A 25351-nucleotide genomic window follows, 5' to 3' on the forward strand; every position below is an offset into this window, starting at 1 on the left:
GGGCCGGTAGCCTCTCTAGGTTGTGACTGCCCGTATCCGCGTCGCCGTCGTCTACGGCGGACGTAGCTCCGAACACGCGATCTCGTGTGTTTCCGCAGGCAGCATCCTGCGCAACCTCGACCCGCAGCGGTTCGAGGTGGTCGCCGTCGGTATCACTCCCGAGGGTTCCTGGGTGCTCACCGACGGCAGGCCCGAGACCCTGGCGATCACCGACGGCGCGCTGCCCGGTGTCAGCGCCGACTCGGGCGCCGAGCTCGCCCTGGCCGCCGATCCGGGCCGGCGCGGTCAGCTGGTCTCCCTCGGGGAGGGTGCCGGGCAGCTGCTGGCGTCGGTCGACGTGGTGTTCCCGGTGCTGCACGGCCCCTATGGCGAGGACGGCACGATCCAGGGTCTGCTCGAGCTCGCCGGCGTGCCGTATGTGGGTGCGGGGGTGCTCGCCAGCGCGGCGGGCATGGACAAGGAGTTCACCAAGAAGCTGCTCACCGCTGCCGGCCTGCCGGTCGGCGACCACGTGGTGCTGCGTCCGCGGGACGCCACCGTGTCGCTGGAGGACCGGGAGCGGCTGGGTTTGCCGGTGTTCGTCAAACCGGCCCGCGGCGGCTCGTCGATCGGCGTGAGCCGCGTCACGTCGTGGGACGACCTGGACCGTGCGGTCGAACTGGCCCGGCGCCACGACCCGAAGGTCATCGTCGAAGCCGCGGTGGCGGGTCGTGAGCTGGAGTGCGGCGTGCTGGAGTTTCCCGACGGCCGGCTGGCGGCCAGCACCGTCGGGGAGATCAGGGTGGCCGGGGTGCGCGGCAGGGACGACGGCTTCTACGACTTCGAGACGAAGTACCTCGACGACGCCGCCGAGCTCGACGTGCCCGCCAAGGTCGACGACGATGTCGCCGGCGAGATCCAGGCGCTGGCGATCCGGGCGTTCCAGGCGATCGACTGCCAGGGCCTGGCCCGGGTCGACTTCTTCCTGACCGATGACGGCCCGGTCATCAACGAGATCAACACGATGCCGGGATTCACCACGATCTCGATGTATCCGCGGATGTGGGCGACCGGCGGCGTCGACTACCCGACCCTGCTGGCGACCATGGTCGACACGGCCGTGGCCCGCGGCACCGGCCTGCGCTAACGGGGCGGCGGCCCGACCGGGCCCGGCTCCGGCGCGCGTGCAGGCCAGGTGTCGGCGATCGTCTGCGAGAGCATCTGGATCGGCGTCGGACCCGAATCTGCGGGCAGCGTCAGCGCCACGTACACGGGCCGGTCCACCGCGAACCAGGTGCTCCGTGAATCCTGCACCGCCCCGGGTTCCTGGACACGGAACCACTGGACCGCATCCACCACCTGCACCGGCGCGCCGGTGACGAACTCGGCGGGCCGGTCCAGGCCGCACCGCAGGATCAGCGCCTCGCCGGGCTGCTCCCGCTGCCAGGCGGCCGTCCCGGGCGGTGCCGGGTCCACCAGCGGGGCGCGGCGGTAGTCGCCGAGCTCGTCGGGCAGGGCGTCGAGCAGGGCGGCGCACTGTGGGCTCTGGGCCGCGGGGGCGGGCAGCGCCGCGATCGCTACGGGTTGGGCCTGCGGCGTGCGCTGCATGACCGCGATGGTCACGATCACCGCGACGACCCCGCCGACGGCGATGACGAGCGCGGCGATCAGCGCCGCCCGCGGGGGACCGTCGGTGGTCTGGCTGCTCACCCGCTGAACTCTAGGACGGCGCCCCACCGGCGATCGGGCAGGTCAGCGTCCGGGTGATTCCCGCCACCTGCTGCACGCCGGGAACGATCGTCGACTTCAGCTCCTCCAGCGAGGACGCGCCCACCCGCACCACGACGTCGTAGGGGCCGGTCACGTATTCCGACGACAGCACCCCGCGCAGACCGGCCAGTTGGCTGGCGATCACTTCGGCGCGGCCGACCTCGGTCTGGATCAGGACGAAAGCCTCGACCACTGGCGAAATCCCTCTCTCTGGCTGCATAGACTCCACGCCGCAGGGCCCCAACGTACCGCAGGTGCGTCGAGCGTTCACGACGGCGAGAGGATCGGCGATGGCGGACGGAGACGCCGACGACACACTGTCGGGGTTGGGCGAATTCGCCGTGATCGAGCGCCTGGTCGCCGGTCGCCGCCAGCCCGGCTTCGTCACCGTGGGCCCCGGCGACGACGCGGCGGTGGTCGCGGCGCCCGACGGCCGCACCGTGGTGTGCACCGACATGTTGGTCCAGGACCGGCATTTCCGGCTGGACTGGTCCACGCCCCACGACATCGGACGAAAAGCCATCGCGCAGAACGCCGCCGACATCGAGGCGATGGGCGGCCGGTCCACGGCGTTCGTCGTCGGCTTCGGCGCGCCCGGCGGCACCCGCACCGCGAGCGCGGTGGAACTGTCCGACGGGATGTGGCACGAGGCACAGTCGATCGGCGCGGGCATCGTCGGCGGAGACATGGTCGCGGCCCCCCAGTGGGTGATCTCGGTGGCGGCGCTGGGCGACCTCGAGGGCCGGGACCCGGTGCGCCGCGACGGTGCCGGACCCGGCGACACTGTGGCGGTGATCGGCGAGCTCGGCCGTTCGCAGGCCGGATACACGCTGTGGCGCAGCGGAATCGAGAGACATCCGGCGCTGCGCCGGCGCCATCTGGTGCCCGAGCCGCCCTACGGGCAGGGCCGGATCGCGGCCCGGGCCGGGGCGACCGCGATGACCGACGTCTCGGACGGGCTGCTCGCCGACCTCGGGCACATCGCGACCGCGTCGAACGTGCGCATCGACCTGGCCGTCGACGGGCTGCGTGCCGACCTCGCCGCGCTGGCCGAGGCGGCGGCCGACACCGGCGCCGACGCGCTGCAGTGGGTGCTCGGTGGCGGCGAGGATCACGCGCTGGTGGCGACGTTCCCGGCCGGGCCGCCGCCGGGCTGGCGCGTCCTGGGCACGGTCTCGGCGTCGGACGGTGCGCCCGGCGTGACCGTCGACGGGACACCGTGGCGCGGAGAGCGGGGCTGGCAGTCGTTCTGATCCGGCGACCGCTAAGTTGGCCTCTCGTGACTGGACGTCCGCTACGGGAATTGATCGACGACGGCTGGGCCGAGGCACTGGCCCCGGTGGAACCCCAGGTGGCGCAGATGGGGGAGTTCCTGCGCGCGGAACTGGCTGCCGGGCACCGTTATCTGCCCGCCGGGGAGAACGTGCTGCGCGCGTTCACCTTCCCGCTGGACAAGGTCAGGGTGCTGATCGTCGGGCAGGATCCGTACCCGACACCCGGTCACGCCGTCGGGTTGAGCTTCTCGGTCGCGCCCGACGTGCGCCCGCTGCCACGCAGCCTGGACAACATCTTCAAGGAGTACGAGGCCGATCTCGGGCATCCGAAGCCCGGGTGCGGCGACCTGACGCCGTGGTGCGAGCAGGGCGTGATGCTGCTCAACAGGGTGCTGACCGTGCGGCCGGGCACGCCGGCGTCACATCGGGGCAGGGGCTGGGAAGCGGTCACCGAGTGCGCGATCCGCGCGCTGGTGGCCCGCGACCGGCCGCTGGTGGCCGTGTTGTGGGGCCGGGACGCGTCGACGCTGCGGCCGATGCTGGGCGACACCGCGGTCATCGAATCCCCGCATCCGTCGCCGCTGTCGGCGTCGCGCGGGTTCTTCGGGTCGAAGCCGTTCAGCCGCGCCAACGATCTGCTCACGCAGATGGGCGCCGAGCCGATCGACTGGCGCCTGCCCTGAAAAGGGAACTGCTAGCCGCGAGCGACCTTGCCGGCCTTCAGGCACGACGTGCACACGTTGACCCGGTGCTTGTTGCCGCCCGGGCCCGACACGGCGCGCACGGACTGGATGTTCGGATTCCAGCGACGGCTGGTCCGGCGATGGGAGTGCGACACCGACTTGCCGAAGCCGGGGCCCTTCCCGCAGATCTCGCACACGGCAGCCATGTTGAAACTCCTCGAATCGGTACTCAGGGTCTTGGGTCGGGGTCCCTCGCGGCCACCTCAGCGGCGGCGCGACCCGACAACCCGATCAGAATACCGGCCGTCGCGAGGATCACCAAAACCCGGGACCCGCGGCGTCCACAGCGCCCGTCCGGCACACTACGGTGCTGTCCCCGGCACTGGTTAGGCTGACGCGGACGTCGGAAGCAGTGTGGAGGTGGGGATGTCGGTTCGGCGCCTCGATGCGTCCGCGCTGCGGCGCTGGGCCCACGCTGCTGTCACGGACCTGATCGCCCACACCGAGGAGATCAACCGGCTCAACGTCTTCCCGGTCGCCGATGCCGACACCGGTACGAACATGCTGTTCACGATGCGCGCCGCCTGGGCGCAGGCCGATGCCTGCGACGCCGCGGCCGACGTCACCGAGGTCGCGGCGGCACTGGCCGCAGGCGCGCTGCGCGGTGCGCGCGGCAACTCCGGGGTCATCCTGTCGCAGATCCTGCGGGCCGTCGCCGAGGTCACCGCGGCCGCCGCCGAGGACCGCGACGGTGTGCTGGCCGACATCAGCGCCCCGCTGCTGAGCACGTCGCTGCGGCACGCCCTGACCCTGGTCGTCACCTCGATGGGCGAAGCGGTGCCGGGCACCATCGTCACGGTGCTGCACGACGCCGCCGAGGCCGCCGAGGAGGCGGTCTCGGCGCACGGCGAGCTCGCCACGGTCGTCGGCGCGTGCGCGCAGGCCGCCGGCGCCGCGCTGGACCGCACCCCCACCCAACTCGACGTGCTGGCCCAGGCCGGAGTGGTCGATGCCGGCGGCCGCGGCCTGGTGGTGCTGCTCGACGCACTGTGCGCCACGCTGACCGGGCAGGCGCCGCCCCGCCCGGTGTACCGACCCTCGCCGAAGGCCGCCCCGGCGGCGCCGGCCGCGCACCCCGGCCCCGGCTTCGAGGTGATGTACCTGCTCGGCGACTGTGCGCCGGAGAACATCGAGCGACTGCGCACCCGGCTCGACGAGCTGGGCGACTCGATCGCGATCGCGGCCTCGGGCTTCGGGGAGGGCCCGGGGCACTACTCGGTGCACGTGCACGCCGACGACGCGGGCGCTGCCGTCGAGGCCGGCCTGGCACTGGGCACCGTGAGCCAGATCCAGATCACCTCGCTGAGCGGGGGTGCCGACCGGCCCGCCGCCGGGAGCTGGAGCAGGCAGCGCGCGGTGCTGGCGGTCGTCGACGGCGACGGCGCCGCGAACCTGTTCACCGGCGAGGGCGCCGAGGTGCTGCGCCCTCAGCCGGGCGTGCCGGTCAGCGCCCAGCAGCTGGTGCACGCGCTGGTGCACAGCGGTGCCGCCCAGGTGATGGTGCTGCCCAACGGCTACGTCGCCGCCGAGGAGATCGTCGCCGGCTGCGCGGCGGCCTCCGACTGGGGGATCGTCATGGTGCCGGTGCCGAGCGGGTCGATGGTGCAGGGCCTGGCCGCGCTGGCCGTCCACGATCCCGACCGCCGGCTGATCGACGACGGTTACACGATGGCCCGGGCGGCCGCGGGCGCCCGGTACGGCTCGGTGCGGCTCGCCACCGAGGAGGCGCTGACCTGGGCCGGCACCTGCAAGCCCGGCGACGGCCTCGGCATCTCCGGCGACGAGGTCGTCCTCGTCGCCGAAGACGTCACCGCGGCCGGGGCCGGACTGATCGACCTGCTGCTGGCCGCCGGCGGTGAGCTGGTGACCGTGCTGACCGGTGACGGGGTGGGCCCTGAGATCGCCGACGCGCTGACCGAGCACGTGCACCGCAGTCACCCGGGCACCGACATGGTCACCTTCCACACCGGCCACCGCGCCGACGCGCTGATCATCGGGGTCGAGTAGATGGCCCGACTCGACGACCGCCTGGACTTCGTGCTCGGCAAGAAGGCCGCCGACCCGCTCGAGGAGCACCTCGGGCTGCGCACCGTCAACGATCTGCTGCGCTACTTCCCCCGCAAATACAGCGACGCGATGACTGTTCGCGGGGAAGGGGAGGAACTCGACCTCGAGGAGGGTGAGCACGTCACGTTCGTCGACGTGATCGAGAAGGTGGAGATCAAGCGTGCCCAGCGGCAGCCGTCGCGGGAGTTCATGGTCATCACGCTGCGCGACCGGCGGCCCAAGGTCACCGCGACCTTCTTCAACCCCAAGTACCTGAAGAAGACGCTCGTCGAAGGCACGAAGGTGATGCTCTCGGGCGAGGTCGGCTATTTCCGCCGGACCATGCAGCTGACGCACCCGGCGTTCATGGTGCTGGACTCGGAATCCGGCAGGACCGTCGGCACCAAGTCACTGACCTCCATCGCGTCCGCCAGCGCCGCCACCGGCGACGACCTGCTGGCCGAGTTCGAGAAGGACTTCTTCCCGATCTACGGCGCCACCGCCAAAGTGCAGACCTGGGACATCTACGCATGTGTGCGCCAGATGCTGGCGGTGCTGGACCCGGTGCCCGAGACGCTGCCGGAATGGTTTGTGCGCGAACACGATCTGATGGGCGAGGACGAGGCGCTGCGCGCGGTGCACCTCAGCGAGAACGCCGAGGAACGCGCGCGGGCGATCGAGCGCCTGACCTTCGACGAGGCGGTCGGGCTGCAGTGGGGGCTGGTGGTGCGCCGTCACGGTGAGCTGAGCGCCTCGGGGCCGCCGGGCCGGCGCCGCGCCGACGGGCTGATGGCCGCCATGACAGGCCGGTTGCCGTTCGAGCTCACCGCCGGGCAGCAGGACGTGTTGGAGGTGATCTCGGCCGAACTGGAGGCGACCCGGCCGATGAACCGGATGCTGCAGGGCGAGGTCGGTTCCGGCAAGACGGTGGTGTCGCTGCTGGCGATGCTGCAGATGATCGACGCCGGCTACCAGTGCGCGCTGCTGGCGCCGACGGAAGTGCTTGCCGCACAGCATGCTTTGTCGATGCGGACGATGCTCGGCCCGCTGGCCGGTGCGGGGGAGCTGGGCGCGGCCGACAACGCGACCCGGGTGGCGCTGCTGACGGGATCGATGAGCGCGGCGCAGAAACGGGACGCCCGCAGGGAGGTCGCGTCGGGCGAGGCGGGCATCGTGATCGGCACGCATGCGCTGCTGCAGGACGCCGTGGAGTTCGACAACCTCGGCATGGTCGTCGTCGACGAGCAGCACCGCTTCGGCGTGGAGCAGCGAGACCGGTTGCGCGCCAAGTCCCGTGCGGGAATCACCCCGCACCTGCTGGTGATGACCGCGACCCCGATTCCGCGGACGGTGGCGCTGACCTACTACGGCGACCTGGAGACCTCCACGCTGCGGGAACTTCCACGCGGCCGCCAGCCGATCACCACCAACACGATCTTCCAGACCGAGAAGCCGGCCTGGCTGGACCGCGCGTGGACCCGGATCACCGAGGAGGTGGCCGCCGGCAGGCAGGCTTACGTGGTCGCGTCGCGCATCGACGAGGACGACAAACCCGCCGACGACGACAAGAAGGGCGCCAAGGCCAAGAAGGCCAAGAAGGACACCGGCGAGACGGGACCGCCGCCGGTCACCGTGGTGGAGATGCTGGAACGGCTGCAGCGCGGACCGCTTGCCGGTCTGCGACTGGGCCTGATGCACGGGCGGCTGTCGGGCGAGGAGAAGGACGCGGTGATGACCGCGTTCCGGCGCGGCGAGATCGACGTGCTGGTGTGCACGACGGTGATCGAGGTCGGCGTCGACGTGCCGAACGCCACGGTGATGGTGGTGATGGACGCCGACCGGTTCGGCATCAGCCAGCTGCACCAGTTGCGCGGCCGGATCGGCCGCGGCGCGCACCCCAGCCTGTGCCTGCTGGTCACCCGGCTGCCCCCGCACTCCAAAGCCGGCCAGCGGCTGACGGCGGTGGCGGGCACCCTCGACGGGTTCGAGCTGGCGGACCTGGATCTGCGGGAGCGCAGCGAGGGCGACGTGCTGGGCTACTACCAGTCCGGCAGGCCCATCACGCTGAAGTTCCTGTCGCTGGCCGAGCACCTCGAGATCATCCTGGCGGCCAGGGAACTGTGCGAGACCGTCTACGGGTCCGATCCGGCCGACCGCGGCATGGCGACGCTGTCGGCGCCGTTCACCGACACCGACCGGGTGCAGTTCCTGGACATGTCGTGAACCGCAGACAGACGCTGTGGCTGACCCTGTCGGTGCTGCTGGCGGTCATCGTCGCCTACCAGGTCACCGCGACCTCGCCGGTCCCGTCGCAGTACATCGCCGACGCCGACATCCCGACCGTGGCGCCCACCGCAGACGTGCTCGCCGGCATTGTCGAGATCCCGGCGCGGGTCCGCGGGAACGACTACCGCCGAGCGGCTTTCGGCGAGTCGTGGACCGACGACACCAGCGCCCCGGGCGGGCGCAACGGCTGCGACACCCGATTCCTTGGGGGGTTTGGTGTGTTGCCCTGGGCGTTGCAAGAAGCTGAGTTCACGTCAGGACCGCTCCGATGACCCGGGCCCGGCTGGCGTGGTCGAGTGCGGCCGCAGCGCTGGCGGTTGTGGTGGCCGTGCAAACGGTGATGTCGTCGACCGGGCCGTCAACGTCGGTGGCCGGGGCGGATCAGCCAACGGTGACTGCTGGGGTTGATGTTCTCGCTGGAGTGCCGGTGGTGCCGATCCGTATGCGTCATGGAGATTATCGCCGTGCGGCGTACGGGGAGGCGTGGACTGACGACACCGATGCACCGGGTGGACGAAACCAATGCGATACCAGGAACGACATCCTTGATCGTGATTTGGTCGATAAGACCTATGTGCATATCAGTCGTTGTCCGCGTGCGGTGGCCACCGGTGTGCTACATGATCCGTATACAAGTACGACGATAGATTTCCAGCGCGGAAACAAGACTGGTGCAGCCGTACAGATCGAGCACATCGTGCCGTTGGCCTATTCGTGGGATCAGGGTGCGTGGGCGTGGCCAGAATCGTTGCGTGTTCGGTTCGCCAATGATCCCGCCAATCTCCTCGCGGTGCAGGGGCAGGCGAACCAGGACAAGGGTGATAAGGAGCCCGCGTTCTGGATGCCGCCGAATGCCGCGTTTCATTGCCAATACGCGATGCAGTTCATCGCGGTGATGCGGGGCTATGGGTTGGCGATAGATGAGCCGTCGGTGCCGGTGTTGCGTGATGCGGCAGCAACATGTCCGAGCGGCGAATAAGGAAGGGTCTATTCGTGCGTGGCAGTTCTTCTCATATTGTGGGTGGTCGGTATAGCGCGTATCGGTCTCGCGGCCAGCGCCGTCATCGCAGGCTGGGCCAAGCAACCGCCGGCCGGGCTCTGACATGGGATCACCTGTTGTGACCGGCGAGAACATCGACGCACGACTGCCGCGCCCGCCCTACATTCGCGAGCACCATTGGACAGCTGTCAGCGCAGAATCTGACCGACTGCAACGTTCGCTGCAATCCAGCGACGGCTCCCAGGCGCTCGCAGACGTCAAGTGTGTGGTGGAGAGCATCGCCCGCATCGTCCTCGACGTCAACGGCACACCCGCGGACCCCAACGCCAACTTCAGTTCTATTGTTGCGCAGGCAAACTCGATCCTTAAAGGGCAGCCAGGCCACGAGTTGGCGAATCAGACGGTGTTCGGCAATATGGCAACGCAGGCGGGCAAGATCGCTCAGAACCTCGGCGACATCCGCAACCAGTTCGGCGGCGGGCACGGCCGTGCCCGTACCCCGGTCCTCACCGACGAGATGGTGAGGCTGGCCCTCGACGGGGGTCTGCTATGGGCACGGTGGGCGCTACGGCGCCTCGGATACTTCACCGAGGGCCGGCCGGACTCCCTGATCGACGACCTGAACGGCAACCCTCGAGCGATCTTCAGGTCCGGCGAGCTTCAGCGCCGACTCGTCTCTGCGAATCTGCTGACGTTGAGCGCCCAACATCAACGCGCGATCGGGGTCGCGGTCGGTCAGCGCGCGGCGAGCGGCACCTTCGTGGTCCACTGGGACGGGGTGGAGCCATGCCTGAACTCCGACGATCTGGCCATCTGGCCCCGCGACTACCGCCTCGGTGTCGCCTACGGACTCTGGTTCGACGCGGAAGGCAACGTCACATTCACTCCCGTCTCCGCCCGAGAGGCGTTGGCCGTCCTCGATCCAGTAGGGGACTGCTCTTCCGACTTGGCGGATTGGGTGCAGAGAATCGCGGCGACTCGGCAGGGCTGGACCCGTCCTGCGTGGGATGCCGAGGCTTTTGAAATCGCCGAGTTTACCCGCGGTAAGAAACCGCAGCGACCTGCGCAGGAAAGCGACGTGCTCGACAAGCTCGCCGACCTGGTAAGCCCGTATCCGTTCTGAAGTAGGGACGTAGCTGCCTGTCGTAGCAGCGGTTCGACTCGGCGCTGTCCTTCATGATTTGCTCACGTTCGCTTTGTTTCTTGCCGAACGGGTTGTTGCTGCGTCGGGCAACACGGTCAGACACAACGTCGGGTCCGCGGGTGCGCTAAGGAGCACTATCGCGTCGAATCGGTCGGATAAACTGCCCCGTTAGAAGCCGTTCCTTAAACTAAAAGAAGAGTTGTGTCTCACGGGGCCGCTCGCAATATAGATTCCCCGTCGTCGATGTGAATCCAACCATCATCGTCGGTGTCGACGGTGGTGAACCGCGCCACGCCAATTCGATAAAGGCCGTCGACGTCCCACACCAGACATCCCCGTCACCAAGATTGCTGGGTCACCTAGCTCATCTCCCTCATAGGTCAGGGTATTCGGCGTCGAAGTCGCCGCGGAACAGCCTTCCGTAGAAGCGTTCATCTTCGAGGCGGCGGGTGCGTGCCGTGTCAAGATCGCGGCGACTGCCGGTGGCGCGTCGTCCGGTACGCGTCCAGCGGCGCACTGGCGGATGTACTCGTTGTGGGCGATTGGGTTGCCTCTGGGCACTGCGGAGACGTCGGTCACCAGCCAGTTGACGAGTCGCCCCGGCAATACTCCGCCGAGCTGTCAACGCTGCTCTACGACTTGAGCTTTGGACTGTTGGCGATGTCAGGGATGCCCACCGTCGTGGCACTCGGTTCGTTCGCGGCCGCGATATACAGCCATCGAGTGCTGCCCCAGTACACCGCACACCTTGCGATCGCCGGCGCCGTAGTACACCCGCTTCTGCTCGCCGCATTCATCGTCGAGGAAGGCCCCCTTTCCCTGCAGGGCCTCTCCATGACGGCGATGCCGGCCTTCTTGTTCGCCTGGATCCTCGGGACAGCGCTGGGAATGCCTCGCCAGCATTGAGGCAAAACACCGACGCAGCGGCACCTCACGGCGAGCCCCCACCAATGACTCCCAATTTCGTGAGCCATCCGGCAGCTCCCGCACCCTCAACGACTCCCGAATTCGTGATCTTGTCGAGCACCCTAGACCACCAGAGGCGGTGAATAGCCTCGCACTGGATACGCTTTGAATCGCAAGCCTCCCGGCGTTCAGCTTGCGCCCCTCGATGGTGCAAACGCTCCCGTTTGGGCGAGTGTTCAGTGGCTTTCATCATGCGAATGCGTCATGTACCGCTGCAGCCACAATCTGCTCGTTCACGCCGTCGTACTCCTGAATCGAGTGTTCAACTTGGATCGAGAAGCCATAAAGCGATCAAGTCGCTGCCGGAGCAGGATCTGATCATCGAGAGTGAGTCGCGACGGAAATGGCATCGACGTTATTGTTCCCTCGAGATCTTCTACATCGTCGGGCGGAGTGAGGTAGAGGTGGACGAACGAGGCGTTGCCCCGTATCTGCTGGTCGACTTGTCAAACATTTGTCGCGACGAGTCTGTTGTCGGCGGGGGCGGTGGGGCGGCGGACTGGAATGCGTATCTTCGGCTGCTACAGGCCATACGGTGCTCGAATATTCAGTTCTCGCGAACGCTCCTGATTGCTGACGCGAGTTTGAGACACCACATGGACGCCGCAGGAAAGGCGGAGCTCCGTCGCCACGAGCAACGCGGTGCCTTAGAAGTCACTTCCTTGGCGGACGAGCGACTGCTGACCTACGCCTTCGAACCGGGGACGAAGTACTTCGGCGCGCTAATCGCGACCTTGGACCGATTTGACGATTTTCGTAGGCGATTTCCTCAGATCCAAGGCAGCAAAGACAGATTTGTAGGGTGGCGGATACGAGATGGAGTGCTGGAAGCCTACTTCCGTGACATGGGCATTTCTGGACACAACACGATGTCGCGCAAGGAGGAGCGAGGCGTACTTAAAGAGCGCAAATTGCGTCGTGACGAGGTCACCTCGCGAGCGGAGTCAACATTTTTTCGATGCGCCAACGATGGCTGTTTAGTCCGAAAGCTCTGGCCCGATCATCTTCGTGAACTGCCGCGGTACGACGACCGCAGAGACGTGTTTCTCTGTCCTGCTTGTCGAACGCAACTGGAGAGCGCCGGGCCCCGTCCGCACTCGGTTCAGTTGATCGTGTTCTGTGCGGGCGCAGAGCGTGCGCGCATCCTGTTGCAACACGGAGAGACCGTCGCGGTCGGTCGATCTGACGCGAACGATTGTATCGGGCTAACTCGACTCCTTGGTGATCACGACTCAAGTGCGGTGAGTCGTCGACATGCTCAGTTTAGGCTTGAGGGTAGTTCGGTCGAGGTCAGAGACATCGGGTCCAAGAACGGAACCACGCTGCAACGCAACCAATCTGATTCACCGAAGAGGCTCGCACCTAACAGGTGGACCCGGTTTGGGCGCGGCCATATTCTTGGGCTAGCTAGTGGACTATCTATCGAGCTTTCAGGTCGTCGAATTGCCTTCGATGGGGAACGGCCCCTGCCGGCGAAGCCATCTGATGGCACTGATAGTCCTACTCGCTTGGGGTGACTTCACGACTGACCATCCGTCGGTAAGCGTCGTACTGCTCCTCGACGTAGTCCGCATCTGTGATCAGGGCGCCGATCTCTTGGCGGTACTGCCGGCTCTGTTCGTCGCGGTACGAGAGCCAATTGAAACTCGTTACTACAAGGTTGCTGTCCCAGAGAAGCACTCGCTCGTCTATAGTTTCTACTGACCCAAGTTGCAGGTAGCGACTTCGGGCAGACAGGTCATCTAAGAGCGTAAATGCCTCGGCGCCAGAACCTTCAGAGTCTGCGGCAGGAGCGCTGTAACCTATAGTCACTGCAACCCGGTTGCGGCATAACCGTTCAAGTCGTTGAACAAAGTTTGCTGTGATGACTGCGGTGCTGAGGATCGGCGTGATGATCAAAACCCGCTCGGCAGCGTTTGCGAGCGCTGCGTTCAAGAGTTCTAGATGCTCGTACGTCTGAATCGCACGAGCTGGGGGCGTCTGTAACTGGGTGTTCAGATTCGCTGCGGTCGCGCGGAGTTCCTCTTCATTCTTTGAGCCAAGCGATGATGCCCGCTCGCCACCGAGAGCCGCTGTCGCTGTGCGGGTGTTCTCCAGATCCTCTTCGGCTCGCGCTTCGCGATTACGCAGCGTCTGTACCTCTATTCGGTCAAGCGCACTATCCGCGAACCGACTCGGCACGCAGCCCCATTCGCCTTCGGCGGGTCGTTCCTGGACGATCAGGCCGCATCGCTCGGGGCCGTTGGCCTCGGCGAATGCTTTCTCATGTTCGTCGGACAGTCGACCGTCGATCACGAGACCTACCTGGGATGTCGTGGCGTCGTCCCCCGCGTATACGAGTGCGAAGGCTGGCAGCACGCATCGAAAGTTCCTAACGTGAGTCAGGGCGAGGAGTTCCGTCCGATTGGCGCCCTTGAACGGAAGTTCGCGTATAGCGCGATCAACGCTATCTTTGTCAAGGTCGGAGACCTTTAGTCGTTGTTTCGACCTTGGCGGGACCTCGACGAGCTGCATTTCGGCGGAGTCTTTGGGAGACACAAGCTGTGAGGTTCGACGACCTGTCGGGGTCCAGAGCAGTCTGTCGAATCCGATGGAGATCTCTCTCCGTTGACGGACCAGCGTGGCTTCCTCGAGCGCGGATTCTCCTAGGGAAGTGATTGCGAGATGCGATTTGCCGCGTTTCGGATCCCACCGGTACTCGAGGTGGTCTTCGTGATGTTGGTTGACGATGGCTTGGTCAACTAAATCCGCTTCCAACCCGAGCAGGCCGGCAACGTCCTCTGGATGGTTAAGACCTGATACGACAGCTCGAAGGACAAACTCCTCGATGGTGGGCAGTGGCGATGGTTCTTGCACTATCACTTCGAGCGTGAGCCGAAAGAACGGCAATCCAACTTCTTCGACGGCGACCAGCTCGAAGCCAGGCCGGGAATTGCCAAACCTATCTGCAACTTCCGCTGAGGTGATCATGGTTCGAGGGTCTCCAAGGCGCATTCTTGGGGGTTGCGACGGATGTAGGACAGAACCCTCTGGAGGGGGCTGTCAGTCTGGTCGAAGAATGCTGCATCTCCGTAGATGGTCAACGAGTACCTTGCGCGGCTCAGGGCGACGTTCGCGCGTGCAATATCGCGAACGAAACCGATTTCCTTGGTTGGATTGCTACGTACGGCCGAGAACAGCAGTATGTCGGCCTCACGTCCTTGGACGGCGTCTACAGTTCCGACCTCGATCTCTAATTGCTTGCAACGCTGACGGAGACCGTCGACCCCCTTCGTGATGTGTGCGACCTGCAGTCGATACGGAGCCAGCACGAGAACCTTGACGGGTTTGCCTTCCTTAACCTTGTTCTGCAGAACAAAATTGAGCCGTTCGAGGTGTTTGAGGATCGCCTTTGCCTCAGCGAGGTTGACGTAGCTCGGGGCGTTCGGGCCAAGTTGTTTCTCATGCCGGTGTTTGATGGACTCGGTGCTGAACCAGGTCACATGAGAAGGCTGCAGAAGACTGAGATCCCAGGGTGGATCGAGGGGGTGGCTGGATAGCGCACCGCCATAAAAACACTCACTTATCAGCTTGCCGATGGCGGGCACCATTCGGTACTGGGTGGTCAAGGCGACAGAGTTCTCGTTTGGCAGCGCTGCGGCTAATCGACTGAAAATCGTGCGGCTTGACTCGGCTAGGTCGAGTTGGAACTCGCTGACCACTTTCTTGTCGCGCAGGGCGTCGTCTAATTGCGGTGGGAGCTGCTTCTCGTCGCCGACAAGTACCCAGCGGCTGGCTCGAACCATCGGAATGAGCGATTCTGTTGCGGTGGCTTTCGAAGCCTCGTCCAGGATGCACAGGTCAAACGGCGTGTCTTGAATACCCCGCGTGCGCGCCATGCCCACACACGTCCCCGCCACGACGTGGCTGGCGGCCAGCAGCGCAGCTTCGAACTCGGGTCTACGGCCGAGGTGCTCAAACCAACGTGATTGGAGTCGAACCAGTTCTGCGAGCCGACTGTCAGTCGTTGCTCCTTGAAGCAAGTCGTCGGCGGCTCTCCTGACTACCGGAACTTCGTGTGACGCGAGCCCTTTGAGCTTTCTTGCGACGGCTTTGGTGTCTCGAAGTCTGCGCGCGTCGCGGTCTAGTTGGCTGCGTCGCTGACGCAAGGAATCGCAGTCCTCCTGTGCTAGTTGCAGTTCCTCTGTCGTCATCCGCCGCCCCGAGCCGACGATTCCCGCCCCCACTGCGATCATTGTTTCGAGGTCGTTAATCTCGGCGCGCACGATCGCCGCCTCCTCGAGTACGCTCGCCAACTCGTTGAGTAGGACGATCGTCTTCAGCGTCGGTAACTCCACGCCGTCCTTTCGGGCTACGGAATCGAGATACTGTTCGCTACGCTGTCTAACGCCGGCGCGCCACAAATCGAGCTGTCTGTCCAGCGTCAAATCAGTGACGGATGCGGAGATCTTTCCCTCTGCTGCGTTGCCCAGTCGCAGGAGACGTAGAGGTTTGCCACGATGCGTCCGTAGCCTCTCTAGTGCGTTGTCGAGAGCCACATTTGTCTGACTTGCCAACAAGATTCGTGCTGCTGGCTTTCGGCGGATCTCTTGAGCCACGAGTTCAGCGATGAACGCGGTCTTGCCGGTCCCAGGCGGGCCTTGGACCACAAAAAAGTCCTTGCTGCCAAGTGCTCCGCGTACGGCACTCTTCTTACTTTCATCGATCTCGTCGTTCGACCAGATGACTGAGTCCACTTTCGACGGCGGTTGGGCGTCGGCCGCTGGATCAGGAGAGCAGGCAGATCCGCTCGCCGGAGCTGGGATCCCGCAAATCTGATTGCGTTCAGCGCCAAACGTTCTCGGCGTATTACTTCCTTCGTGGCCACCGTGTCGAGCGCCAGAATGCCCCTCGGGGGTAATCCGGAGCCAGGCTCATTAACGAGGTAGATGTCCACCTCGTTACCCTCGATCCACTCAACTTCGCCAAAGGCGATGGTGCGGACGTTCTCGTTCAACACGCAACGACGTTGTTCGACCGAGAATCCTTCGATGCCGTCCTGGATAGTGAATTTGGCGCGCTGACCCGAAATTTGGACACTGGTGTACCGGACGCGATCTTCGCGGTTCGCGTCTGCAGCCTCGCGCGCGTCGAGTTGCCGCTTCCACTGATCGAAGAGGCGCTGCTCCTCGCGTTGCTGTTGCGAGATAGCACGATCGCTCTCGAAGACTTCGACTGCGTCGATAAGGTCTGTTGCAGAGTCCGCCGCAACGGAATGATTGGGCGCAGTGCCGCACCGAAAGAGCCAGTTATCGGCCACGAACTGGCTATCTTTCCGCGAATCAGACTCGTTCTCGGAGATCGGTACCGCGCCGAGGACCTCCACCAGGGGCTCGCCGGGTTTAAAGGCCAGTCGAAAGCTCCAGAGATGACCATACGCGAATGCGTGTTTCTCGCCAGGGCGCTGTCGCGAGTTAGCCCTGGTGAGAAGCCTGATCGCGGGTTCCTCTCTCAGCTCAGTCTCGACCAACTGGGGGACATCAGAATCCGGGATCTCAGACTTCTCTGAAATCGCTGCTATAGCAGAACGTTTGAGATGAAGATACACAGTGCGCTTCTTCACCCAGTGTTTTTGGCGATTCTGTTGGTATGAAGACAGAGCCGCCAACAGTTCGACCGCCGAGGCGGGCCGCTCATGTTGATCGAAGCTGATGCATTGCCCTAGGAGGTTCACCAACTCCGGTGTTGCGTTCAAGGAATCCAACGCACTGTCGAAGTCGGAGTAGTCCTTAACATCGATTTCGCCATACGTTAGTGCCCATAGCATGAGCACTCCGAAGCTGAAGACGTCCCGTCGTTCACCAGCTGCGGAGTCGTCCAATGGAGGTGTGAACGGCTTCGAGGAAGCTCCTACGAGCGTGTGGTGGCCGTCAATTTGATACCTGACCTTACTGATTCCAAAGTCGGTCAGCTTGGGCACTCCAACATCACTCATCATCACGTTGCTGGGTTTTACGTCACGATGAGAGATTTGCCGCTCGTGTGCGGCTGACAGGGCTTGCAGAACTGGCAGCCCGATATTCTCCACCAAATCGTCTGCGCCTAAGTCTGTTTGGCGTGCAATCCAGGACTTGAGGTCTTCGGGTAGCCACTCGTAGACGAGGTACCAGCTGCCGTCGCTTTGGGTTCCGTAATCAATAAAGTCGACTATGCTTTCATGCTTCAGGTCCTTCACGTTGAGTTCTCGGTCGCATATGAGCTTTTCCAAGTGATCAACGTCCCGATGAGGGTGGATTGTCTTCACCGCGACCTGCCGCGCTCCGTTTCGCAAGTCTACGCAGTGGTAGACGATCGCCATGCCGCCTTCTCGCGGATCCTCGCCCTGAAGCGGCATGTAGCGACCCCCGAAAAGTTGGGGGTAAATTTGCTCTACTGGTCCTCCCACGAGACCGAGATTACGACCTGAACGGGACAGCGCGATGCAGATCTCCTCTAAGCGGGGTTGGCGCGAAGATCTTTCTGCGGTTTTACATGCCTCAACCCCGTCGGCCGCATGGGTCGGATCGGACCCGCGCGCCTTAGCCGCGAATCCAGGTGGCAGCGATTCGGTTGGCTATCGATGGGGTGCAAGAATCCGCGAACCCATGCTATTAAGGACAAGGGGGACAAGCCGCCGTCGGCCTGGATGCCCGACAACGACGCGTTCCACTGCCAGTACGCGATGCAGTTCATCGCGGTGCTGCGCGGTTACGGCCTGCCGGTGGACGCGCCGTCGGTGCCGGTGCTGCGCGAGGCCTCCGACACCTGCCCGCGTGGCTGAGGCGCGCGCTCACTCCAGCAATCCCTGGCCGAGGTAGCCGCCGGGCGCCGTGCCCGGCAGGATCGCGAACACCGCAGAGCCGATGGTGGTGATCCACGGATTGAGCGCGTCGGCGTCGGCGAGCCTGCGTTGCACGGGCACGAACTGGCATTCCGGGTCGCGTTGGTAGGCCGCGAAGATCAGCCCGGCATCGGTGGTGCCGGTCTGCGGCGGGTCGTCGTAGTTGTAGGCCCGCCGCAGGAACTGTTCGTCGTCGGAGCGGTGCCGGGCCAGCGCGACGTGGGAATTGGGCGGGATCACCGGGATGCCGTTCTCGGTCGCCGCCAGATCGGGTTCGTCGAACTCGTGCTCACCGGTCAGCGGCGCCCCGGTGTCCAGCCGTCGCCCGACGGTCAGTTCCTTGCTGGTGCGGTCGAGTTCGTCCCAGGTGTCCAGTTCGGTGCGGATCCGGCGCAGTACCAGCACCGTCCCACCGGAGAACCACGGCTGATCCGAACCGTCGTCCCACACGTGCCGATCGAACTCGCCGTCCTCGCGCAGATTGACCGTTCCGTCGACCTGCCCCATCAGATTGCGCATCGTGGCGCCGGAGGTGTCGGCGTCGCGCGCCGAGCGGAATCCCGCCTGACGCCAACGCTGCACCGCCAGCGTGCGGACGTTCTTGAGCAGGACCCGTGCCGTGTGCGCGACGACGACCGGATCGTCGGCGCAGATCTGCAGCAGAAGGTCACCGCCGCACCATCGCGGGTCGAGTCGGTCGTTGCCGAATGCCGGCAGCTCGGCGACCGAACGCGGGAGCCGTTGGCTCAGGCCGGTCTTCCCGAAGGCGCTCGGGCCGATGCCGACGGTGACCGTGAGGCGGGCCGGCCGGTGGGCAAGCTCGGGCTCGGTGTCGGCCACCGCGGGGCGGCCCTGGGTCAGCCGCTGCGCGTCGGAGCTCCAGAGTTTCAGGATCGCCGCCAGCGTGTCGCGGGGACCACGCCCGGCGCTCGGTGCCAGATCCAGCGCGACGAACAGCGCATGCGCCTGCGGCGCGGTGCGCACACCGGCCTGGTGCACGCCGTGGAACGGCTCGGTGTCGGTCCCGAAACCGCCGGTGGTGTCGACGGATTCGCTGCGCGCGCACTGGGTGAGCGATGCGCCGGCCGCCAGCGCGGCACCTCCGGTCAGAAGGCGCCGCCTGGTGACCCGCAACCGGTGCGGCCCGTCAGCCATGACCGTGGTGGTCGCCGGAGTATTCCTCGTCGCCGCCGGCGAAGTCGCGGACCTGCGCGGTGACCGGCAACGTCGACCCGTCCTCGAAGGCCAGGGTCAGCTCGACGTCGGCGCCGGGCCGCAGCGGCCCGGTGAGCTCCATCAGCATCAGGTGATCACCGCCGGGAGCCAGTTCGTGACTCTCGCCCGGCGGGATGGTGATGCCCCCGGCCTTGGCCTGCATGGTGTTCATCCCGCCTGCGCCCCGGGCGATCTCGTGGATCTCCACCCGCCCGGCCGCGGGCGAGCTCGCGCCGACGAGGTGGACCTCCCGGTCGCCTGCGGCGGTGAGCGTCCCGAAGACGGCCGTCATCGCCGAGTCCGACGCGCGGGCCCACGGGCTCTCGAGCGTCACGGCCGACGCCATCGGTGTGCCGTTCTCCTGGGCCGGGCTCCCGCATCCCGTCAGTGCCGCAGCGAACAGCAGGATGAGTGCGTAGAACTTCTTGCTAGACATGAGATTCCGCCTTCCGGTGGTTGATCGAACCCACGATGACATCGATGATCAGGAACGCCGCCAGCGTCACGCCGAGCAGCGGGAGGAACCAGCCGACCGCGACCGCCGCCACGGCGATGCCGCCGACCGCGAGCGGCGGCAGCGACCTGAGCGCGCCGCGGATCGGCGCCCGGCCGACCGCCCACCGCGGGCCGCGGGCGGGCCTGCGCTGCCACCACATCCGGTAGCCGCGGGCGATCACCGTGAGCAGCCCCGCCGCGACCCCGAACAGCAGCACCTGGTTGAGCATCCCGAACAGGAAACCCATGTGCGCCCGGATGCCCCAGTCGGCCAGCTTGGCCACCAGCGAGTAGTCGCGCCAGTAGTCCAGCGTCGCGACGACCGTGCCTGCGCCGGGGTCGACCGCGGCGGCGTCGGTGGTCCACCGGTACGGGTGGTCGAGCTCGGTGACCGTGACCGCGTGACCCGCTTCGGCGGGCACGCCGATCTCCACCGGCAGCTGAACTCCGGCGCCCGCGGCGGCGGCGAGCACCGCGTCGTAGTCCACCGGCCCCGGCGCTGCGTGCCCACCGCTGACCGTGCGGTGCCCGGCGTGCGCGTCGGCGTCGGCGAGCGCACTGTCCAGTTGCGGGCGTTGCCAATTCATCGCCGAACGGAGGTCCCCGACGTGTGCCCCGGCGTAGGTGGACCACGTGATGCCGGTGGCGGACAGGAACAGCAGGCCGGCCAGCAGCCACATCCCGGTGGCGCCATGCCCGTTCAGGGTGCGGGCTCTGCCGCCGGCGCTGCGGTCCACCGTCAGGATCCGGAATGCGCGGCCGCGCCTGCGGTCCCCGGCGGCCTTGGCCGCCCACAGGCACAGACCGCCCAGCGCCACCACCCACAGCCAGGACGCGGCGAGTTCGCTGTAGATCCGGCCCGGCTCACCGAGGTTCAGATGCCGGTGCAGTCCGTCCAGCCAGGTGCTGAACGGCAGATAGCCCAGCCACGTCGGTTCGGTACCCAACACGATGCCGGTGTGCGGGTCGACGAACACCGCACGCCGCAACTCCTCGCCCAGCGCGGGATCGGTGAGATAGATCCGGGTGGATTCGCCCGGCGACGCTGCCGGCCGAATCCCAGACAGCGGCAGGCCGGGGAAGGCGGCGCGGGCCGCGGCGGCTTGATCGCCGAGCGGCAGCGCGGGGCCCCGGTCATCGACGAACAGCAGGTCGCGGTAGACGAATCGCTCCACGGTCGGGGCCAGCGCGTACAGACCGCCGGTGACCGAGGCCACGATGAGCAGCGGTGCCACCAGGACGCCGGCGTAGAAGTGCAACCGGACGGCGAATGCGCGCCACGGGTGCCTCGAAACCGACTGGGGCACGGCGAGAGCGGGTGGGTCGAGGGTGTTCTCGGGATGGGTCATGAATGAGGCCTTTGCAGGTCGTCGCAGTAGGGGCGCAACGGCGGCGCGCGGCAGCGCGCGGCCCGGCGCGCGAAAGACCGCAGCGCAGTGCCGCGGCAACAGGAGAATGCGTGAGAAGAGGGAACCGTCAGGCGGTCACAGCGGTGCGCGGGGGAGCCCGCATACCCATCCCGGAAGCCAGAACCGGCCGGGCCACAATCACATTGGTGATTCGGCGGCGGATCCTGGCAGCGGGGCGTGGCGCGCGCCGGGCGAAGAGCCGCAGCCAGCACAGCACCGAAGAACAGACGACGTACAGGTATTCAGCCGCGGTGATGGCCCCGCCGAGCACGACAGCGGCGCCGAGGTGCAGCGCGGTCATCGACGGGTTCGGCACGAGGCCGTCGCCGCCGTGCTGGTGGCCGGTCACCGTCAACGCCAGGTGGCCGAGTCCCTGGGCGGCGCCCAGTGCCGCGGTGGTGGCGAGCCACCGCGCACCGCGGCTCTCGACACGCACCCGGGCAAGCAGGGCCGCGACCGTCGCGCACAGCATCAGGGCCAGCACCAGCGCGGCGCCGTGCGGCAGGCCGCCACCGGCGGCGACGTGGGCACCGACGGTCATCACCGCCGAGGACGCCCCGACGAGGACGCCACGCACCCGTCGGGCACGCGTCTTCGGCGTAGGCATATCGGGACCCTACCGCTGGCCTACTACAAGGCCCGGTCGAGCGACGGCTTCACCGGCATCGGTGTCAGGAGGCCGCGTAGGTCTCGGGGTCCGGACCGAAACGGGTGCCCTCGTCGAGCCCGTTCAGCGTCGCCATCTGCTCGTCGGTGAGTTCGAAGCCGAACACGTCGAGGTTCTCGGCGATCTGCTCCGGGTCCGTCGCATGCGAGATCACCACGTTGCCCAGCTGCAGGCTCCACCGCAGCAGCACCTGCGCCGGGGTCCTGCCGTGCGCGGCGGCGATCTCGGTGACCGCGGCGTTGCTCAGCAGGTGGCCCGCGCCGAAGGGTCCGTACGCCGCGGTGACGATGCCCTGCTCGGCGTCGAAGGCTCGCAGTTCGGCCTGGTTGAGCAGCGGATGCAACTCGATCTGGTTGATCGCGGGGGTGAAGAACGACAGGCTGATGACGTCATCGAGATGGTGGGCGGCGAAGTTGCTCACCCCGATCGAACGGGTGAGGCCAACCTCCTTGGACCTCATCATCCCGCCCCAGCTGTCGATGTACTTGCCCTGCGCACCGGCGGGCCAGTGGATCAGGTACAGGTCCACGTACTCCAGGCCCAGCCGCTCCAGGCTCGCGCGCAGGTTGTCCTGCGAGGACTGGAAACCCAGATCCTCGGCCGCGAGCTTGGTGGTGATGAACAGGTCCTCGCGCGCCACACCGGACCGGGCGACGGCGCGCCCGACGGCCGCCTCGTTGCCGTACGCGGCCGCGGTGTCGATCAGCCGGTAACCGGCCTCCAACGCCGCGAGCGCGGACTGCTCGGCCTCGGCCTCAGACAACTCACCCACACCGAAACCGAGGACCGGCATGGTGTTGTCGTCGTTGAGTGTGACGGTGGGTATAGCTGCCGCCGACGTCATGTCACCTTCTTTTCTGAAGTGGAATGCTGGCGACGACTATATTGCCGCCAACTACACCGGCCTAATCAGCGCCACCCCGAGGAGCAACCGTGACCGAAACCGTGACGGACCGCACGCCCGAACGATCCGCGCAGCAACCGCTACGTCGCGACGTCGGCCTGGCCGACGTGCTGGCGAACAAGACGGCGGGTCTCACGCTGCGCGGCATGCGTCACATCCCTGATCCGGTGAAACGGCTTCTGCTGGGCGGACGGGCCACGACGATCGACGGCAACACGCTGGACACCACCATGCAGTTGATGCTCGCCGGTCAGCGGGTACTCGGCCTGGACGGTCTGGTCGCCGACGACGACTACGTCACGGCGCGCGCCCAGCTGGACCTTCTGTCAGGCAGCTTCAAGGTGGGCATCCCGGTGTCCGGGGTGACCGACCTCACCGTCCCCGGCGGCGCCGGTCCGCGCCGGGCCCGGCACTACCGCGCCGATGCGCCCGCGGCGCCGCTGCTGGTGTTCTTCCACGGCGGCGGACACGTCATCGGCAGTATCGAGAGCCACGACGACCTGTGCCGGGAGATCTGCCGCCGCGGCGAGGTCCACGTGCTGTCCGTGGACTACCGCCTGGCGCCCGAACACCCGGCGCGGCCTGCGCCGAGGACGCCTACGCGGCATACCTGTGGGCGCGCGAGCACGCCGCCGAACTGGGCGCCGACCCGCACCGCGTGGCCGTCGGCGGCGACAGCGCTGGAGGCAACCTCGCCGCGCTGGTCGCGATCCGGGCGCGCGACGAGAAGTCCCCGCCGCCTGCACTGCAACTGCTGCTCTACCCGGTCACCGACTACCAGGGGGAGACCCGGTCCAAGACCCTGTTCAGCCGCGGCTTCTTCCTGACCAGGCACGACATGGACTGGTTCAGTGAGCGGTTCGTCGGGCCCTCCGAGCTCGACGGCACCGACCCGCGGGTGTCGCCGCTGCGCGCCGGGGACCTGTCCGGGCTGCCGCCGGCGCTGCTGGTGACCGCCGGGTTCGACCCGCTGCGCGACGAGGGCAGGCAGTACGCCGAGGCGTTGCGCACCGCCGGCACCGCGGTCGACTACCGCGAGTACGGCTCGCTGATCCACGGCTTCGCGAACTTCTTCCCGCTCGGGGGTGCCAGCGCCACGGCCACCGCCGACGTCATCTCGGCGATGCGCGCGCATCTGACCCGCGCCGGTCAGGACCGGTGAGCGTCGCCGGTACGCTGTGACCCGTGGCCACCAAACCCAAGAAGAACGCGCGCTACGACCTGAAGGCAGCTGACCGTAAGCGCAACCTGTTCATCCAGATCGGTCTGACCGCGGTCGTCGTCGTCTTCGCGGTCACCTTGGTGCTCTACATCGTGCTCTCCGCCGACGACAAGCCCACCGCAGGCGAGTCGCGCGCCATCCGGGTCGAGTCGACCAGCGTGATCAAGAAGGACGGCACCGACGAGCCGAAGGCGGTGCTCAGCGTCTACGAGGACTTCCTGTGCCCGCACTGCGGCGCGTTCGAGGCGCAGTTCGGCCCGACGATCAACAAGCTCGTCGACTCCGGCGCCATCGCGGCCGACTACTACATGGTCGGCATCCTGGACCGGCCCCAGAACAAGAACTACCCTTCCCGCGCGGGCGGCGCGGCCTACTGCGTGGCCGACGAATCCGTCGACGCGTTCCGCCGGTTCCACGGCGCGCTGTACGCCCAGCAGCCGGGTGAGCTCGGCTCGGTGTACCCGGACAACGCGCAGCTCGTGGAGACCGCGCGTCAGTCGGGCGCCGCAGGCGCGGTGGCCGACTGCATCGACAAGGGCACCTACGTCGACATGGTCTCGGGCATGGCCGCGGCGACCGGCATCAAGTCCACCCCGTCGGTCCGGATCAACGGCGAGGACTACCAATACACCACCCCCGACGCGCTGGTCGCCAAGATCAGGGACATCGTCGGCGACGTGCCCGGGCTGGAGCCGGACCGCCCGCACCCCAGCCCGCCCCGGCGTCATGACCGTGACCACAGCCGGCCCCGTCGAAGACCTCGATCCGTCGCCGCACCAGCCGGCGCAGGTCGAGGTTCGGCGGAGCAGCGCGCTGTGGGTGCTCCTCGCCGGTGTCGCCGGGCTCGCGGCGGCCCTGGCGCTCACCATCGAGAAGATCGCGCTTCTCATCGACCCGAACTACATCCCGTCCTGCAGCCTCAACCCGGTGCTGTCGTGCGGTTCGGTGATGATCACCCCGCAGGCCTCGCTGTTCGGCTTCCCGAACCCGCTGCTGGGCATCGTCGGGTTCACCGTCGTGGTCGTCACCGGCGTGCTGGCGCTGGCCAGGGTGAACCTGCCGCGCTGGTACTGGGCCGGACTGGCCATCGGCACGCTGGCGGGCACCGTGCTGGTGCACTGGCTGATCTTCCAGAGTCTGTACCGCATCGGTGCGCTGTGCCCCTACTGCATGGTGGTCTGGGCGGTGACGATCCCGCTGCTGGTGGTCGTGACGTCCATCGCGGTCCAGCCCCAACACAGCGGCAACGCCGTGATCCGGACCCTGCACACCTGGCGCTGGTCGCTGGTGACGTTGTGGTTCACCGCCGTGCTGCTGCTGATCCTCGAGCGGTTCTGGAACTACTGGTCCACGCTGTTCTGATCGGAGTCGG

Annotated in this window: 21 protein-coding genes and 4 pseudogenes; 14 read left to right on the forward strand and 11 right to left on the reverse strand. The window is 66.6% G+C overall.

Annotated features, from left to right (window positions below; all coding sequences use genetic code 11):
- Positions 1-22 precede the first annotated feature (22 nt).
- On the forward strand, positions 23-1126 hold the full coding sequence (locus C6A87_RS09910) for a D-alanine--D-alanine ligase family protein (RefSeq protein ID WP_311117069.1): 1104 nt from the start codon (positions 23-25) through the stop codon (positions 1124-1126).
- On the opposite strand, the gene C6A87_RS09915 is transcribed toward C6A87_RS09910, so the two are convergent.
- Together C6A87_RS09915 and C6A87_RS09920 are read right to left on the reverse strand one after the other, a co-directional pair.
- Positions 1123-1689, reverse strand: coding sequence for a DUF3515 domain-containing protein (locus C6A87_RS09915; protein ID WP_311117070.1), 567 nt, complete (start codon positions 1687-1689; stop codon positions 1123-1125). The genes C6A87_RS09910 and C6A87_RS09915 overlap by 4 nt on opposite strands.
- A gap of 10 nt (positions 1690-1699) precedes the next feature.
- Positions 1700-1942, reverse strand: a complete 243-nt coding sequence (locus C6A87_RS09920; RefSeq protein ID WP_311117071.1) for an Lrp/AsnC ligand binding domain-containing protein — start codon at positions 1940-1942, stop codon at positions 1700-1702.
- Positions 1943-2039: 97 nt separating this feature from the next.
- Between C6A87_RS09920 and C6A87_RS09925 the strand changes: the two genes are divergently transcribed.
- Positions 2040-3002 (forward strand): thiamine-phosphate kinase, encoded by a 963-nt coding sequence (locus C6A87_RS09925; RefSeq protein WP_311117072.1) that lies wholly within the window; start codon positions 2040-2042, stop codon positions 3000-3002.
- A gap of 26 nt (positions 3003-3028) precedes the next feature.
- Positions 3029-3706 carry a uracil-DNA glycosylase gene (locus C6A87_RS09930; protein ID WP_311117073.1) on the forward strand — a complete coding sequence of 226 codons (678 nt, stop codon included), beginning with the start codon at positions 3029-3031 and terminating at the stop codon, positions 3704-3706.
- A gap of 11 nt (positions 3707-3717) precedes the next feature.
- Here the strand turns inward: C6A87_RS09930 and rpmB are convergent, their stop codons facing one another.
- Positions 3718-3912, reverse strand: coding sequence for a 50S ribosomal protein L28 (rpmB, locus tag C6A87_RS09935; RefSeq protein ID WP_003928664.1), 195 nt, complete (start codon positions 3910-3912; stop codon positions 3718-3720).
- Between the two features lie 220 nt (positions 3913-4132).
- Between rpmB and C6A87_RS09940 the strand changes: the two genes are divergently transcribed.
- The 7 genes from C6A87_RS09940 (at position 4133) to C6A87_RS09970 (ending at position 12725) form a co-directional block, all read left to right on the forward strand.
- Positions 4133-5773, forward strand: a complete 1641-nt coding sequence (locus tag C6A87_RS09940) for a DAK2 domain-containing protein (protein WP_311117074.1) — start codon at positions 4133-4135, stop codon at positions 5771-5773.
- The gene (gene recG / locus C6A87_RS09945) at positions 5774-8035 is read left to right on the forward strand and encodes an ATP-dependent DNA helicase RecG (protein ID WP_311117075.1); all 2262 of its coding nucleotides are present in this window, start codon (positions 5774-5776) and stop codon (positions 8033-8035) included.
- Complete coding sequence (locus C6A87_RS09950) at positions 8032-8370, forward strand: hypothetical protein (protein ID WP_396837034.1); 339 nt, start codon at positions 8032-8034, stop codon at positions 8368-8370. Before recG ends, C6A87_RS09950 begins: the two co-directional genes overlap by 4 nt.
- A complete protein-coding gene (locus C6A87_RS09955; RefSeq protein WP_311117076.1) occupies positions 8367-9077 on the forward strand; it encodes an HNH endonuclease family protein in 711 nt (236 codons plus the stop codon). Before C6A87_RS09950 ends, C6A87_RS09955 begins: the two co-directional genes overlap by 4 nt.
- Positions 9078-9216: 139 nt before the next feature.
- Positions 9217-10221, forward strand: a complete 1005-nt coding sequence (locus C6A87_RS09960; RefSeq protein WP_311117077.1) for a hypothetical protein — start codon at positions 9217-9219, stop codon at positions 10219-10221.
- A 690-nt stretch (positions 10222-10911) separates the two neighbouring features.
- Positions 10912-11148 (forward strand): hypothetical protein, encoded by a 237-nt coding sequence (locus tag C6A87_RS09965; protein WP_311117078.1) that lies wholly within the window; start codon positions 10912-10914, stop codon positions 11146-11148.
- Between the two features lie 929 nt (positions 11149-12077).
- Positions 12078-12725, forward strand: coding sequence for an FHA domain-containing protein (locus C6A87_RS09970; RefSeq protein ID WP_311117875.1), 648 nt, complete (start codon positions 12078-12080; stop codon positions 12723-12725).
- On the opposite strand, the gene C6A87_RS09975 is transcribed toward C6A87_RS09970, so the two are convergent.
- The 3 genes and pseudogenes from C6A87_RS09975 to C6A87_RS09985 all read right to left on the reverse strand — a co-directional run.
- Complete coding sequence (locus tag C6A87_RS09975) at positions 12709-14178, reverse strand: hypothetical protein (RefSeq protein ID WP_311117079.1); 1470 nt, start codon at positions 14176-14178, stop codon at positions 12709-12711. The two genes, C6A87_RS09970 and C6A87_RS09975, sit on opposite strands and share 17 nt — an antisense overlap.
- Positions 14175-15944 carry an AAA domain-containing protein gene (locus C6A87_RS09980; protein ID WP_311117080.1) on the reverse strand — a complete coding sequence of 590 codons (1770 nt, stop codon included), beginning with the start codon at positions 15942-15944 and terminating at the stop codon, positions 14175-14177. The genes C6A87_RS09975 and C6A87_RS09980 overlap by 4 nt, the downstream gene beginning before the upstream one ends.
- Positions 15945-16930: 986 nt before the next feature.
- Positions 16931-17581: pseudogene (locus C6A87_RS09985) on the reverse strand (serine/threonine protein kinase); the annotation flags it as partial.
- Between the two features lie 252 nt (positions 17582-17833).
- On the opposite strand from C6A87_RS09985, the pseudogene C6A87_RS09990 reads away from it, so the two are divergent.
- A pseudogene (locus C6A87_RS09990) lies at positions 17834-18007 on the forward strand (hypothetical protein); the annotation flags it as partial.
- A 9-nt stretch (positions 18008-18016) separates the two neighbouring features.
- On the opposite strand, the gene C6A87_RS09995 reads toward C6A87_RS09990, so the two are convergent.
- The 5 genes from C6A87_RS09995 to C6A87_RS10015 all read right to left on the reverse strand — a co-directional run bounded on the left by C6A87_RS09995 (position 18017) and on the right by C6A87_RS10015 (position 22697).
- The gene (locus C6A87_RS09995) at positions 18017-19222 is read right to left on the reverse strand and encodes a Dyp-type peroxidase (RefSeq protein ID WP_311117081.1); all 1206 of its coding nucleotides are present in this window, start codon (positions 19220-19222) and stop codon (positions 18017-18019) included.
- Entirely contained in the window at positions 19215-19718 is a 504-nt protein-coding gene (locus C6A87_RS10000) for a copper chaperone PCu(A)C (protein ID WP_311117082.1), read from the reverse strand. Before C6A87_RS10000 ends, C6A87_RS09995 begins: the two co-directional genes overlap by 8 nt.
- On the reverse strand, positions 19711-21126 hold the full coding sequence (locus C6A87_RS10005; protein ID WP_311117083.1) for a PepSY domain-containing protein: 1416 nt from the start codon (positions 21124-21126) through the stop codon (positions 19711-19713). The genes C6A87_RS10000 and C6A87_RS10005 overlap by 8 nt, the downstream gene beginning before the upstream one ends.
- 127 nt (positions 21127-21253) lie before the next feature.
- Positions 21254-21793: a hypothetical protein gene (locus C6A87_RS10010; protein ID WP_311117084.1), complete on the reverse strand. Its 540-nt coding sequence runs from the start codon at positions 21791-21793 to the stop codon at positions 21254-21256.
- 64 nt (positions 21794-21857) lie between these two features.
- On the reverse strand, positions 21858-22697 hold the full coding sequence (locus tag C6A87_RS10015) for an aldo/keto reductase (RefSeq protein WP_311117085.1): 840 nt from the start codon (positions 22695-22697) through the stop codon (positions 21858-21860).
- A 299-nt stretch (positions 22698-22996) separates the two neighbouring features.
- Here C6A87_RS10015 and C6A87_RS10020 point away from each other — a divergent pair.
- The 3 genes and pseudogenes from C6A87_RS10020 to C6A87_RS10030 all read left to right on the forward strand — a co-directional run bounded on the left by C6A87_RS10020 (position 22997) and on the right by C6A87_RS10030 (position 25341).
- A pseudogene (locus tag C6A87_RS10020) lies at positions 22997-23919 on the forward strand (alpha/beta hydrolase).
- Between the two features lie 254 nt (positions 23920-24173).
- Positions 24174-24578, forward strand: a pseudogene (locus C6A87_RS29180) (DsbA family protein); the annotation flags it as partial.
- Between the two features lie 127 nt (positions 24579-24705).
- Entirely contained in the window at positions 24706-25341 is a 636-nt protein-coding gene (locus C6A87_RS10030; protein WP_311117086.1) for a vitamin K epoxide reductase family protein, read from the forward strand.
- Positions 25342-25351 lie beyond the last annotated feature (10 nt).

Source organism: Mycobacterium sp. ITM-2016-00317, assembly GCF_002968295.1.
Lineage (GTDB): Bacteria > Actinomycetota > Actinomycetes > Mycobacteriales > Mycobacteriaceae > Mycobacterium.